This is a genomic window from Faecousia intestinalis (assembly GCF_040096185.1).
Classification (GTDB): Bacteria; Bacillota; Clostridia; order Oscillospirales; family Oscillospiraceae; genus JAZOXB01.
In genome coordinates this window covers 17,831-31,767 of record NZ_JBBMFF010000217.1, presented here as the reverse complement: position 1 = coordinate 31,767, position 13,937 = coordinate 17,831, and the positions used below count along the sequence as shown (strand labels likewise).

Genomic DNA, 13,937 nt, shown 5'->3' with positions numbered 1-13,937 from the left:
GCGATTGAACCGCCGTGTACCGAACGGTACGCACGGTGGTGTGAGAGGACGGGACTAAACGTCCCTCCTACTCGGTTGAGATCACGATCAAAGATCGCAGTTATTGACCGTGCGCGGGAAGGGAATGACGTCGCGGATGTTGCCCATGCCGGTCAGGTACATGACGCAGCGCTCGAAGCCGAGGCCGAAGCCGGCGTGGCGGGCAGAGCCGTACTTGCGCAGGTCAAGATAGAAGCCGTAGTCCTCTTCCTTCAGACCGAGCTCGTGCATGCGGTTGCGCAGCGTCTCGAGGTCGTCCTCACGCTGGCTGCCGCCGATGATCTCGCCGATGCCGGGGACGAGGCAGTCCATGGCAGCGACGGTCTTGCCGTCCGGGTTCAGCTTCATATAGAAGGCCTTGATCTCCTTCGGGTAGTCCGTGACGAAAACGGGACGCTGGAACACGACCTCGGTGAGGTAGCGCTCGTGCTCGGTCTGCAGGTCGCTGCCCCAATGGACCGGGTACTCGAACTGGTCGTTGTGCGGCTCGAGCAGGGCAATGGCCTCGGTGTAGGTCACATGGCCGAAGTCGGACGTCATGACGTGGTGCAGGCGCTCCAGAAGCCCCTTGTCCACAAACTGGTTGAAGAAGTTCATTTCCTCCGGAGCGTTTTCCAGCACATAGGAGATGATATACTTGATCATGTCTTCGGCAAGGCGCATATCATCGCTCAGGTCGGCAAATGCGATCTCCGGCTCGATCATCCAGAACTCGGCGGCGTGGCGCGTCGTGTTGGAATTCTCGGCGCGGAACGTCGGACCGAACGTGTAGATGTTGCGGAAGGCCATGGCATAGGTCTCGCCATTGAGCTGGCCGGAGACGGTCAGGTTCGTCGGCTTGTTGAAGAAGTCCTTCGTATAGTCGACTTTGCCGTCCTCCGTAAGAGGTACGTTGTTGAGGTCCAGTGTCGTGACCTGGAACATTTCGCCTGCGCCCTCACAGTCGGAGCCGGTGATGAGCGGCGTATGGACATAGACGAAGCCGCGCTCCTGGAAGAACTGGTGAATGGCATAGGCAGCGAGGCTGCGGACGCGGAATACGGCCTGGAAGGTGTTCGTGCGCGGGCGCAGGTGCGTCATCGTGCGCAGATATTCCAGCGTGTGGCGCTTTTTCTGCAGGGGATAGTCCGGCGTGGAAGCGCCCTCGACCGTGACCTCCTCGGCCTGCAGCTCAAAGGGCTGACGGGCGTCCGGCGTTTCGACGAGCGTGCCGCGGACGATGAGAGCAGCACCGACATTCGTCTTGGAAATGGCGGCAAAATTATCCATCGTATCATGATAGACGACCTGCAGCGGCTGGAAGAACGTGCCGTCGCTCAGGACGATAAAGCCGAACGTCTTGGACGCGCGGACGGAGCGCACCCAGCCGCCGACGGAGACCGTCTTCCCGGCGTAGTCTGCGGTGTGCTTGAACAGGTCTCGAACAGTTACGAGCTCCATAATGACTTCAACCTCTCTTGTGTTTCAGGGTTCGCCGAAGCGTTGCGCTGAATTCGATTTGCAATCTATTATACTCGAATCGTGCCCATATTACAAGCTTTTTCCCACAAAAAACGCCCCGACAGCGAAGTCGGAGCGCTTTTGAGGATCATCCTGCCATGGTCAGATAGCCCTCGGCGGCCAGCAGCGCGGCGAAGCGGCGCAGTGCCAGTGCGGCCTTCTCGATGGGAATGTGATAATCCGCTGCTGTGTGGCGGAGAATGTCGTTCTCCGGCAGCTTCTGCTGCAGAAGGTTCCAGAAATAGGCTCCCGGCCGGTTGATGCCCTTCACGGCAGGGACCTTGCCGCGGGCCTGCCCGGCGGCAACCAGAAAATGCTCGTCGCAAACGGTCACGAGCGCCACATCTTTCTGTAAGGTGTATGTCATGTTTGCGCCTCCATCAGGGTATCGCGGCACAGAGCGGCCGAGGCCGCGTCGCCGCGGTTTTGCAGCAGCCAGACGGGCACCTGCGCCAGCAGGCGCTCCTCCAGCGCACAGGCTGCGCGGACATCGTCCGCGTTCTTGCGGGTAAACAGCAGCTGCGTCAGCAGCGGCCCGGCTGCCTCAGCCGGGAGCAGACGGCGCATGCGGTTCTCTTCGCTCTGCTCCAGCAGAATGATGCCGCCGAGCGGGGCGGCGTCCAGAGAGCCGAGGCCTTCCTTTCCGCGCCAGGGCGAGGGATGGACGAGAATGCCACCCTCGCGGAATTCCAGCAGGGGCTTATCTCCGTTCAGAATTTTTATTTCGCTGCCGAAGCACAGCTTCCAGAGCATGTACTGCGTTGTCTTACCGGTCCCGCTGTTTGCGGTAAAAACCCATACGCGCCCGCGCCAGAGAATGGCAGCACCGTGGAACAGTATGCGGCCGTAGGGGAGCAGGGCATCGCAGACACGAGGACCGAGCTCCAGATATTCGACCTGCTCCGGCGTGGTACCGGCCTCGTAGTGCGGTGCGGCCTCTTTGAGCGCATCCTCCGGGACCCGGACGGCTGCGACCGGGTCAGCCTCCGTCCAAAACGGCTGAAAGCATGCCGCATAGGCCGGGCTGCGCAGGGAAAGGCGGACCGGGATCCCTGCCAGCACGACGGTCAGCTCCATAGATATCTCCTTACCAAATTGAGCGAATACAGTTACGGGGAGACTGTGCCTCTCCATAAGGTGGTTTATTGAATATTCGTGATCTCGCCTGCGTCATTGAACGTGATCTGCCTGCCGTCAGGCATGGTGAAGAGATACATGCCGGGGCCGATGCTCTGCAGACCGCCGCCGCCCGAAACGGGAATTTCAATATTATTGGCTTTCAGAATGTCTGTCAGCTCTGCATTCATGATATCATCCATTGTGATTCCTCCTGTTCTTACCCACGGAGGGTGAAGTACTCGTAGATCAGCGTGCGCGCCTCGCCGTAGACGGTCGTTCCGTCCGGCGTGACCCAGTACGGCGTGATCTCGATCGCAGCGCCGCGCTGCAGGCCCTGCAGGGAGTAGGGCATCGTCATCAGCAGAGCGTCACGGCTGACGCTGCGGCCAAAGACCATCTGCGCCGTAAAGACGCGGAAGCGTTCGGTCAGCTGCGGTACGGCGACGCGCTTTCCGTTGATGACAAAGCCCGTCTCTGCAAAGCCGCGCCCATCGACGGCGGAGAGCAGCGTGATGCTGTTGCCCTGCAGGAAGCTGTTGCGCTGATATTCCACGCGCAGGTAATTATAGCTGACGTACTTGCCGTAGAGCGTGCGGTTCTCCTGCACATTGGAAAGATCGGCAGGCGTGCGGTAGGCGTCGTCTGTATACCAGCCTGCGAAGACCTTGCCGCCAAGCTCGGCCGGGGCGACCTTGCCGCGCTGATCGCCCGTCGGGACGGTGATGCTGCGGGTGCTCGTGCCCTCGTGCAGTGTCAGCGTAACGGTCTCGGGCTCCGGCTCGGGCGGAGCGACAGGGGCGTCCGTCGCAGCGTCAAGGGAATAGGTCTCGGCGAAGTGGATGGTGGTTTCGGCAGCAGAGACTACCGTGCAGGCCGAGCCGGTCGTTTTAGCTGAGATGCCAAGACTCTGATGATCATCCGTTGTGCCGGTGCCGCGATAGGTGCAGGTGCGCACGCTCGTGCCAGTGACACGGATGCCGTCAAGCGTGATCCAATAGGGCTGGAAGGAGAATGCGGCATCCTTCTGATAGAACGCGCCGTCCGTCCAGCGATACAGGCCAATGTAGCCGTCGTCGCGGCTGGTGGCCTCCAGCCCTTCGGTTGCATTCAGAATGCCGTTCCGAACGAACAGCTGCTGATAGAGCGTGCCGTTCTTGTTTGCATTCACGACGCCGTAGGCGATGGACGCGCCGTCCTTTTCGGACACATAGCTGCTGCCGCCGGACAGGAAGCCGACCTCCTGATAGAGCGTGCGGTCGATGGTCGTCAGCAGATACGTTGCGATGACGCCGCGCTCGCCGTTCGAGCCGCCATAGACATGCTGCCAGGCGTTATAGTTACGCGGCGCGAGATAAACATCGCTCGGCTCCCAGATGTAGTAGGTGGCCCCGGCCTCCGGGGTGAAGTCCATAGCATTCTGCCCGGCGGCAAAGCTCTGAACGTTGTCTTCTCCACAGGCCTCGGCAGAGAATGCGCCGCCATAGAGATGCCCGGTGAGTACCTGCGCCGTGAGATCAAAATGCTCCGTCACGGCGTGGGTGTCGGTCTGAACGACGGTGCCGTTCTGCACATGCGCGACCTTGAAATCACGCCCATAGGCGAACCAGAGGTCCTGGTTGGAGCTCACGGCCGTCAGCGTGACGGTGGCGCTGTCGCCTTCGGTCGGGCTGCCGTCATTCAGAATATAACTGCCGTAGTAGGTGTAGCCGTCGAAGATCTTGTGGTCCACGGTATAGGGGGTGTTATAGCGCAGACCGGTCGAACCGTTCACGCTGTGGTATTCCGCAGGCTGGACCTGATGGGCGAGGGCGGGGGACTCGACCACGGTGCCCTGCGCGTTGACAGGCTGGCCCTTGTCGTTTACCTGATACCAGTGCACGAGCAGCTTACCGCCGCCCACGGTGACCTCGGGCTTCGGGAATTCGGCTTCGGCATCACGGCCGAGGTAGTCGATGTAGGAGAAGGTGGCCTGCTCATTCGTGAGAAGCGTTTCACCAGTGGACGGGTTACAACCGGACTTGATGGTGACCCGGTACTTCATGACGGGCTTATCCTGCTCGCTGACGTTGCCGACCGTCCAGTGAATGGCGCGGGTCGCGGAGTCATAGGAGGCCGTGCCCTGACTGATGTAGACGTCGGCGTTGCCTGCAGCATAGACGGCCATATCGGTCGTGATGATGGGCGCGGCGTCCTTGAAGACAAGCTGAACTTTGTCACCCATCGTGTCGGCGACGGAGCCGGCGCGGGCCGCAATGGAAATGCTGCCCGCAATTGAGGTGAAGGCGTCCTTCAGCGCGGTCTCAATGTTCGTCGAGGAGGAGATAGCGAAGAAGCCCTTCGTTGGATTCGTGGCACAGGCTTTCAGAACGCGTTCGCCGTCGGTGCCTGCCTGGAAGGCGACGGTGTAAACGATAGTGCCCTCTGCTGTGGCCTGCTCGGCTTCCCACATGGTCGGCACACCAAGGTCAGTTTCAACTTCGTTAGTGGTATAGACCCAATTGCCGGACGAATCCTTGTAATAGTTGCAGTCTATATCTTTGCTGACATCCTTATTGCAAGTAACAGACCTTGCAATAGCATTGTAGGAATAAGTGCCAAAATCATTTGTACGGCCATCACCAAGTGTCAAACTATAATTTGGCTCAAATGTTTCTGCCTTGAATGTACCACCATGGTGCCCGCTAATTAAATGCCATGACTCACAACCTGTATAGGTCGGATTCTTTGCAACAAACTCATAGGCTTTTGTTGGCTCGCCATCACTCAGCAGCACGATGTTCTTATTCTGCCCGGTGGATTCCGCGGAGTTCAGCAGGGTACGGGCTGTATGAAGGCCAAGCTGCGTAAAGGTGCCGCCGTCGTCATTATTTTGCGTGATGGCATTGATCTGCTGCTTCAGCGCAGCCCTGTTCGCGTAGGCATAAAAGCCTGTGTGCGTCTCCTTGAGATTGTAGACGACCAGCGCGATGCGCGTGGTGCTGTCCTCAGTCAGCAGCGTGTCTACAAAGGCGTTTGCGGCGGCTTTTGTCTTTGCCATGCGGCTGTTGTCGTACATGCTGTTCGAATTATCGATGACCAGCACGACGTCAGAGGTCGTCTTATAATTTTTGCCCTGAATACCGAGCGTGACCTCCCATGTGTTTTCCTTTCCCTCGACAGCGGCAGCGCTTTTGCTGAGCCGGATCGCGCCCTCTTCGGGCCAGACGGGCTGCTCACTGTTGTCTGCGAAGACGGCTTCGCCGAGCAGGGCCAGCGTCAGGACGACGATGAGCAGAGCAGCAAGCGTTCGTTTGATGCGTTTCATGGTGTTTCCTCCTCTAACGACTCTTCGGCAGGTGAGTGCCGCAAATTTTCTGCGTTCTGTAACGCAATGGGCGTTTTTCGTTTTTTAGAATAGCATATAACGAGATGAATGGTGCTGCAGTTTTGCGTTCAAAAAGAATCGGATAAAATGTTAAAGAATTTATCCGATGTAAATATCTATATCTGAAATAGAGGAAAAACGCGAATAACTTTTGACCATAGTATACTACATATGAAAGCCTTTTGCAAGCCCTTTCTGGCAAAATTATGTGAAAAAATATCGCGTTCAATTTTAAATGATATTTCGATAGATTTCGAGGTTTCGCCCCAGACTGTGCAGTTTCAGAACGAAATACGGCAGATAACAGCAGACTCTTTTTGATATCCTTCAAAACTCCGCATTCTTGACTAAAAGTGTTACAGACACTAACATGCTTGTAACGTTTATTTGCGCAAGTATTTGTGCAATACTGCCAAAATTCTCGACAAAAATTTGGCCGGATTTTCCTCCGAAAAAGCCTTGCGGGAACTGGGAGCGTTGTGTATAATAGAATTACAATTTCAGATTGATAGCTGTAACGAAGTGCTGCGCGCACGGGCTTCCGACTATCACTCAGGGATTCTTGAGTGGAGATGTTGAACGAATGGTTCTGCATCCCCATTTTTGTTTTATTCACGCCATGTAAATCACAAACAGGAGGTACACGAGCATGTATATTCTTGGAAACGGCAGACTGATCACCCGCAGTCAGGCCCTTCCGTATCTGGAGAACGGCGCCGTCTGCATCGACGGGACGAAGATCAAAGCGGTCGGCGAGACCGCTGCCCTCCGCGCCAGATATCCCGAGGCGGAGTTTCTTGATGCACGCGGCGGCGTCATCATGCCGGCGTTCATCAACGCCCACACGCATATTTATTCCGCACTGGCCCGCGGTCTTTCCATCAAGGGCAACAACCCCACGAATTTCTATGAGGTGCTCGACGGTACCTGGTGGGCTATTGACCGCAAGCTGACGCTCAAGGGCACAAAGGCCTCGGCCGACGCTCTGTACATCGACTGCATCAAGCAGGGCGTGACGACGATCTTCGATCACCACGCCTCCTACTGCGAGATCCCCGGCAGTCTGTTCCAGATCGCGGAGTCGGCAAAGCAGTTCGGCATCCGCTCCTGCCTGTGCTACGAGGTCTCCGACCGCGACGGCGAGGAGAAGTGCCTGCAGGCCATCCAGGAGAATGCCGACTTCATCACTTGGTGCGAGAAGGAGAAGGACCCCATGCTCGCCGCCATGTTCGGCGGACATGCCCTGTTCACCATCTCCGACAAGACGTTCGACCGTATGGTCGCAGCGAACAACGGCCGCACCGGCTATCACATCCACGTTTCCGAGGGCATGAACGATGTCTACGACAGCCTGCAGAACTATGGCCGCCGCCCTGTGCAGCGCCTGCAGGACCACGGCATCCTCGGCCCGAAGACGATTCTCGGTCACTGCATCCACGTCAACACGGCGGAGATCGAGCTTATTAAGAATACCGACACCATGGTCGTGAACAATCCGGAGTCCAACATGGGCAACGCCGTCGGCATCTGCCCGGTGCTGCCGCTGTCCAAGGCGGGCATCCTCCTCGGCATGGGCACGGATGCCTACACGAATGATATGCTCGAGTCTCTGAAGGTAGCCCTCTGCTCGCAGCGGAGCAATGCCTGTGCGCCGAATGTCGCGTGGTGCGAGGTCACGGACATGCTCTTCAAGAACAACGCGAAGATCGGCGCGCGCTACTTTGACGCGCCTCTCGGCGTGCTGGAGCCGGGCGCGGCGGCGGACGTCATCGTCATGGACTACAAGCCGTTCACCCCGTTCTCCGATGCGAACATCGACGGCCATATGATCTTCGGCATGACCGGCCGCCAGTGCCAGACGACGATCGCCAACGGCAAGCTCCTCATGAAGGACCGCGAGCTTATCGGCGTCGACGAAGAGGCGATCAATGCGCACATCCTCGAGGAGTCCAAGAAGCTCTGGGGCGCGCTGAACGACTGCACCTACTAATTTATAATTCATTTCCGTCAAATATGATCCTGCGCCGCGTCCGTCTTACCCGGGGCGCGCGCGGCGCCGCAACAAGCATCACAGGAGGATGATCCCATGTCTGAGAAAATGTATCCCATTCCGTTCCGCAGCCTGATGAACTGGATCCTCGCAGAGCGGGAGAAGACTGGCGAGGTCTTCGGCGTGCACAAGCGCTGGATCGCCGACCCGGCCAAGACGCTTCCCATCTTCGGTGAGAAGATCGAAAGCCCGTTCGGCCCCGCTGCAGGCCCGAACAGCCAGCTGGCGCAGAATATCATCGCCGCCTACGTCGCAGGCGCGCGCTTCTTCGAGGTCAAGACCATTCAGAAGATGGACGGTGCAGAGCTTGCCGCCTGTGTGCCGCGTCCCTGCATCCTTGCAGACGACGAGGGCTACAACCAGGAGTGGTCCACGGAGCTGGAGGTCGTGCAGGCGCTCGATGAGTATGTCAAGGCGTGGTTCGCCCTGAAGATCATGGCGAAGGTCTGGCATTACGGCGACCCGGACGGCTTTGTGTTCAACATGTCCGTCGGTTATGACCTCGAGGGAATCCGTGGCCCGAAGATCGACCACTACATCGAATCCATGAAGGATGCCTCGCAGCTGCCGGTGTTTGCCGAGTGCCGCAAGGTCCTGACGGAGCTGTTCCCGGAGGAGGCGGCGTTCATTGCCTCCATCTCGCCGCAGGTCTCCCACAGCGTCACGCTTTCGACGCTGCACGGCTGCCCGCCTGATGAGATCGAGCGCATCGCGTCCTACCTGCTGACCGAGAAGCATGTGCACACGTTCGTCAAGTGCAATCCGACGATCCTCGGCTATCACGACGCCCGCACGATCCTCGATTCAATGGGCTATGACTACATCGTCTTCGACGATCACCATTTCAATGAGGATCTGCAGTGGAAGGACGCCGTCCCGATGTTTGAGCGTCTGCAGGCGCTGGCGGACCGCGAGAAGCTGCAGTTCGGCCTGAAGCTGTCGAATACGTTCCCGGTCGACACGACGCGCGGCGAGCTGCCGAACGACGAGATGTACATGTCCGGCCGCTCCCTGTTCCCGCTGACCATCGAAATGTGCCGCCGCATCTCCGCGCAGTTCGGCGGCAAGATGAAGATCTCGTTCGCAGGCGGCGCAGACTTCTTCAACTGCGACAAGCTGCTGGCGGCCGGGATCTGGCCCGTCACCGTCGCCACGACGATCCTGAAGCCGGGCGGCTACAACCGCCTGACCCAGATGGCCGAAAAGACGGCCGGCATGCCGTTCCGTCCGTTCGACGGCACGGACACCGAGGCCATTGCGGCTCTGTCCGCCGCCTGCCGCACGGATCCGCACCACTGTAAGCCCGTCAAGCCGCTGCCCACGCGCAAGTCCGAGGAAAAGGTGCCCTGGTTCGATTGCTACTCCGCCCCCTGCCGCGGCGGCTGCCCCATCGCACAGGACATCCCCGAGTATCTCGAGCTGTGCCGCAAGGGCCTGTATAACGAGGCTCTGGCCCTTATCACGGAGCGCAACGCTCTGCCGTTCATCACCGGCACGATCTGCGCGCACCGCTGCATGGGCAAGTGCACCCGCAATTTCTATGAGGATCCCGTCCAGATCCGCGCTGCCAAGCTGCTGGCGGCCGAGAAGGGCATCGATGCCAGAATGGCATCCGTCGTCCGCCCGGCTCCCGTTCCCGGCAAGCGCGCTGCCATCATCGGCGGCGGCCCGACCGGCATTGCTGCGGCCTACTTCCTCGGCCGTGCAGGCGTGGCCTGCACCATCTTTGAGCGCACCGGCAAGCTCGGCGGCATCGTCCGCCATGTCATCCCGGCGTTCCGCATCTCTGACGAGGCCATTGACCGCGATATCGCCCTTATGCAGGCCTACGGCGCAGAGGTCCGCCTGAATACCGAGGCTCCCTCCGTCGAAGAGCTGCACAAAATGGGCTATACCCACATTCTCTATGCCACCGGCGCATGGAAGCCCGGCAAGCTGAACATCCCCGGCAACGTCCGCGGTGTCATCGGCTGGATGCAGGAGCGCAAGGCCGGTGCGAACGAGCCGCTCGGCCATGTCGCCGTCGTCGGCGGCGGCAACACCGCCATGGATGCTGCCCGCGTGGCAAAGCGCGGCGGCGCGGCGTCCGTGACGCTCGTCTACCGCAGAACGCGCCGCTTTATGCCCGCCGATGCGCAGGAGCTGGAGCTTGCCATGCAGGATGGCGTGGACTTCCTCGAGCTGGCCGCGCCCGTCAAGCAGGAAAACGGCGCCCTGACATGCGAGAAGATGCGCCTCGGCGAGCCGGATGCCTCCGGCCGCCGCAGCCCGGTTCCGACCGGCGAGACGGTCGAGCTGCCGTGCGACCTCGTGATCTCCGCCGTCGGCGAGCAGGTCGAGGAGCAGGTGTTTACGGACAACGGCATCACGCTCAGCGCGAAGGGCCGTCCTGCCTTCTGCACGAACGTTCCCGGCGTCTATGCTGCCGGTGATGCGCTGCGCGGCCCGGCTACGGTCGTGGAAGGCATCGCAGACGCAGCCCGCTTTGCGGAGGCCGTCATCGGCGCGCCGCACACCTATGACATCCCGGCGGAGGCCCATCCCACAGAGGCCGAGGTTATCGCCCGCAAGGGCATCCTGCGCGCACCGGGCAAGGCCTGCTGCGAGGGCGAGCGCTGCCTGAGCTGTGACACCGTCTGCCAGAACTGCGTGGACGTCTGCCCGAACCGCGCCAACGTCGCCGTCCGTCTGCCGGACGGCCGCACGGAGATCGTGCACGTCGACAAAATGTGCAACGAGTGCGGCAACTGCACGGCCTTCTGTCCGTACTCCTCCGAGCCGTGCAAGGATAAGCTGACGCTGTTCCAGACGACGGAGGACATGGACGATTCCAAGAACTTCGGCTTCTGCTTCCTGCCGGACGGCAAGGTCCGCGCCCGTCTCACGACGGAGACCGTCGGCGATCCGGACGAGCTGCCCGCCGATGCAGCCCTGCTCGTGCGCACGATCCGCGACAGCTATTCTTATCTCTATCGTTAACATTACAAATGAACCCCCGGAGCTTCGGCTCCGGGGGAACTTGCGGTCAGGAGACAGCATGGAATTATACGAAATCGTCAATCGCTATCATATCGGAACGAACTACAGCTGCGCAGAATCCATCCTGCTGGGCTGTGAAGAATATTATCATCTGCATTTGCCGGAGCAGGCGCGGAAGCTGTTCACGCTGCTGGGAAGCGGGATGCAGACCGGCCTGTCCTGCTGCGGCGCACTGACGGCCGGAACGGCGATCCTCGGACTGATGACCACGCCGGATGGCGCGTGGAACAGCGACAATCCGGTCGGCCCCGCGCTCGTGGATGAGCTTACGAACGTATTCGGGCAGTTTGAAACGCTCTGGTGCGATGAGCTGCGCGGGCTGGAGATCGATGGCTATGAGGACCCGTGCTACTGCGTGGTGGAGACCGTTGCCAAAAAGCTGCAGGAGCTGCTCGCGCGCTGTGAGGAGGAGATCCCCCATGCAGAATGAGGAATGGAACGTCTCTGCCGTATCGCTCTCGCCGGAGCTGGTGCGCCTCGCGCAGCAGAAGCAGGCGCGGTTCGAAGCCTGCCGACAGGCTGCGGAGAACGGCAATGAAGCCGCCATCACGGAGCTTGGCATCAACTATTTTTATGGCACAAACGGCGTCCCGGAAGACCCGGATGCCGCATTCTACTGGCTCAGCCGGACCTCGCCGGAGAATGCGGCAGGCCGCTGCTTTCTCGGTGCCTGCTATGTGATCGGCAAGGGAACAAAGCAGGATGAGCGGACTGCGGCTGAGCTGTTTCGGGACAGTGCCGCCCTCGGCTTTCCGCCTGCACAGTATGAGCTGGGACTCTGCTATGAGCACGGCATCGGACTGGAACGGAACATGGCCCGGGCGGTCGAGCTGTATGCGCTGGCGGCGGAGCAGGAGGATGCACAGGCCCAGTGCGCCCTCGGAAACCTGTACTTTACCGGGAACGGTGTGGAGCAGGACCGGGCGCGTGCCGCGGAGCTTTATACGCGCGCAGCGGAGCAGGGCGACGTGCAGGCACTGAGCTGCCTTGCGGAATGCTATGAGGCGGGCTGCGGCGTCCCGTGCGATCTGGACCGGGCCATTGCGCTGTACGATCAGGCTGCTGCCCTCGGCGACGGCTATGCGCACGAGGAGGCGAGCCGCCTGCGGCTGCTGCGTAATAACCGGCGGCGGAAGTGGGATTTTGAGAGCCTGCAATGATTCTGCAAAGAATTGGAGCACCTGCATGACGCGGGTGCTCCGTTTTTGACTCAGCTTCCCAGAAGAGCGGCAAGGTCCGCCTCCGGGGTGGTGATGGGCGCAATGGCATAGTGCTCCACGAGATACTGCAGCACGTTGGGCGACAGGAAGGCCGGGAGCGTCGGGCCGAGGCGGATATTCCGGATGCCGAGGTGCAGGAGCGTCAGCAGAATGCAGACGGCCTTCTGCTCATACCACGACAGCACCATGGAAAGCGGCAGGTCGTTCACACCGCACTGGAAGGCCTCCGCCAGCGCCAGTGCGATCTGAATGGCGCTGTAGGCGTCATTGCACTGGCCAATATCCAGCAGGCGCGGCAGGCCTGCGACGGTGCCGAGGTCCATATCGTGGAAGCGGTATTTCCCACAGGCGAGCGTCAGCACGACGGTGTCCGGCGGGGTCTGGCGGACGAATTCCGTGTAGTAATTGCGGCCTGCGCGCGCGCCGTCACAGCCGCCGACCAGGAAGAAGTGGCGGATCGCGCCGGAGCGCACGGCCTCGACGATCTGCGCGGCGTTTGCCAGCACGGCGTCGTGTGCAAAGCCCGTGGTCGTGCCCGTGCCGCCGTTCATGCCGGTGCGGTGCTGTGTCTCCGCATAGCCGCCCAACTCCAGCGCCCGCTCGATGACAGGCGTAAAGTCCTTTTCCGCGCCGATGTGCGGAATGTCAGGATAGCCGACGACGGCTGTGGTGAACACGCGGTCGGCGTAGGACAGGCGCGGCGGCATGAGGCAGTTCGTCGTGAACAGGATCGGCGCGGGGAGGTCTGCAAATTCCTTCTGCTGGTTCTGCCATGCCGTGCCGAAATTCCCCTTGAGATGGGGATATTTTTTCAGCTCCGGATAGGCGTGCGCCGGGAGCATCTCGCCGTGCGTATAGACTGCGATGCCGCGGCCAGCCGTCTGCTCCAGCAGGAGCTTCAGGTCGTGCAGGTCATGACCGGACACAACGATAAACGGTCCGGGCTCCACGGAAAACGGTACATGGACCGGGGAAGGCTTGCCAAAGCATTCGGTGTTGGCTTTGTCCAGCAGCGCCATGCAGCGCAGGTTGACCTCGCCCAGCTCCAGCACGAGCGGGAGAAGTTCCTCCATGCCCCAGTCTTCGCCGACGGCGAACAGCGCTTTAGACAGAAAACGTTCGACGGACTCGTCCCGGTAGCCGAGCACCATGGCGTGATAGGCATAGGCTGCCATGCCGCGGCTGCCGAACAGCAGCAGGGACTTCAGGCTGCGGATGTCCTCCTGCGCGCCCCAGAGCTGCGCCAGATCATAGTCGCCCGTGCGGCCGCAGGGCGCGGTGCAGACGGCACAGTCCGGCACAAGGCGCTGCTTCTCGGCCCGGACGCGCCCGGCCAGGGCGTTCAGGCTGTCCGGATCGAAATTGACGTTCGTCAGCGTGGCGAACAGGCCCTCGATCATCAGCTGCCAGGTCTCCGGACCGGCATCCGGGCTGGTGTCCGCCGCGCGCGCCAGACCGATCAGTGCTCCGGTCAGCCGGTCCTGCACCTGCGCAGTCTGCGCGTCCTTGCCGCAGACGCCGCGGCTCGTGCAGCCGGTGCAGCCTGCGGTCTGCTCACATTGAAAGCAAAACATGTTGTGGTCCATGGGAAAACTCCTTCTTGTGG

At 60.5% G+C, this 13,937-nt stretch carries 10 protein-coding genes; 4 read left to right on the top strand and 6 right to left on the bottom strand.

What is annotated here, in order from left to right:
* Positions 1 to 87: 87 nt before the first annotated feature.
* The 5 genes from asnS to WMO66_RS07890 form a co-directional block, all read right to left on the bottom strand.
* Positions 88 to 1,479, bottom strand: a complete 1,392-nt coding sequence (gene asnS, locus WMO66_RS07910) for an asparagine--tRNA ligase (protein WP_349135883.1) — start codon at positions 1,477 to 1,479, stop codon at positions 88 to 90.
* A 148-nt stretch (positions 1,480 to 1,627) separates the two neighbouring features.
* A complete protein-coding gene (locus WMO66_RS07905) occupies positions 1,628 to 1,906 on the bottom strand; it encodes a PqqD family peptide modification chaperone (protein ID WP_349135882.1) in 279 nt (92 codons plus the stop codon).
* The gene (locus WMO66_RS07900; RefSeq protein ID WP_349135881.1) at positions 1,903 to 2,616 is read right to left on the bottom strand and encodes a hypothetical protein; all 714 of its coding nucleotides are present in this window, start codon (positions 2,614 to 2,616) and stop codon (positions 1,903 to 1,905) included. Before WMO66_RS07900 ends, WMO66_RS07905 begins: the two co-directional genes overlap by 4 nt.
* 65 nt (positions 2,617 to 2,681) lie before the next feature.
* Entirely contained in the window at positions 2,682 to 2,858 is a 177-nt protein-coding gene (locus WMO66_RS07895) for a hypothetical protein (protein WP_349135880.1), read from the bottom strand.
* A gap of 17 nt (positions 2,859 to 2,875) precedes the next feature.
* Complete coding sequence (locus WMO66_RS07890) at positions 2,876 to 5,962, bottom strand: VWA domain-containing protein (protein WP_349135879.1); 3,087 nt, start codon at positions 5,960 to 5,962, stop codon at positions 2,876 to 2,878.
* A gap of 709 nt (positions 5,963 to 6,671) precedes the next feature.
* Here WMO66_RS07890 and ssnA point away from each other — a divergent pair.
* The 4 genes from ssnA (at position 6,672) to WMO66_RS07870 (ending at position 12,271) form a co-directional block, all read left to right on the top strand.
* Positions 6,672 to 8,012, top strand: a complete 1,341-nt coding sequence (gene ssnA / locus WMO66_RS07885; RefSeq protein ID WP_349135877.1) for a putative aminohydrolase SsnA — start codon at positions 6,672 to 6,674, stop codon at positions 8,010 to 8,012.
* Positions 8,013 to 8,108: 96 nt separating this feature from the next.
* Positions 8,109 to 11,051 (top strand): putative selenate reductase subunit YgfK, encoded by a 2,943-nt coding sequence (gene ygfK / locus WMO66_RS07880; protein ID WP_349135876.1) that lies wholly within the window; start codon positions 8,109 to 8,111, stop codon positions 11,049 to 11,051.
* Positions 11,052 to 11,109: 58 nt separating this feature from the next.
* Positions 11,110 to 11,541, top strand: coding sequence for a C-GCAxxG-C-C family protein (locus WMO66_RS07875; RefSeq protein WP_349135875.1), 432 nt, complete (start codon positions 11,110 to 11,112; stop codon positions 11,539 to 11,541).
* Positions 11,531 to 12,271, top strand: a complete 741-nt coding sequence (locus WMO66_RS07870; RefSeq protein ID WP_349135874.1) for a tetratricopeptide repeat protein — start codon at positions 11,531 to 11,533, stop codon at positions 12,269 to 12,271. Before WMO66_RS07875 ends, WMO66_RS07870 begins: the two co-directional genes overlap by 11 nt.
* Positions 12,272 to 12,321: 50 nt before the next feature.
* Here the strand turns inward: WMO66_RS07870 and hcp are convergent, their stop codons facing one another.
* On the bottom strand, positions 12,322 to 13,917 hold the full coding sequence (hcp, locus tag WMO66_RS07865; RefSeq protein ID WP_349135873.1) for a hydroxylamine reductase: 1,596 nt from the start codon (positions 13,915 to 13,917) through the stop codon (positions 12,322 to 12,324).
* Between the last annotated feature and the right edge of the window lie 20 nt (positions 13,918 to 13,937).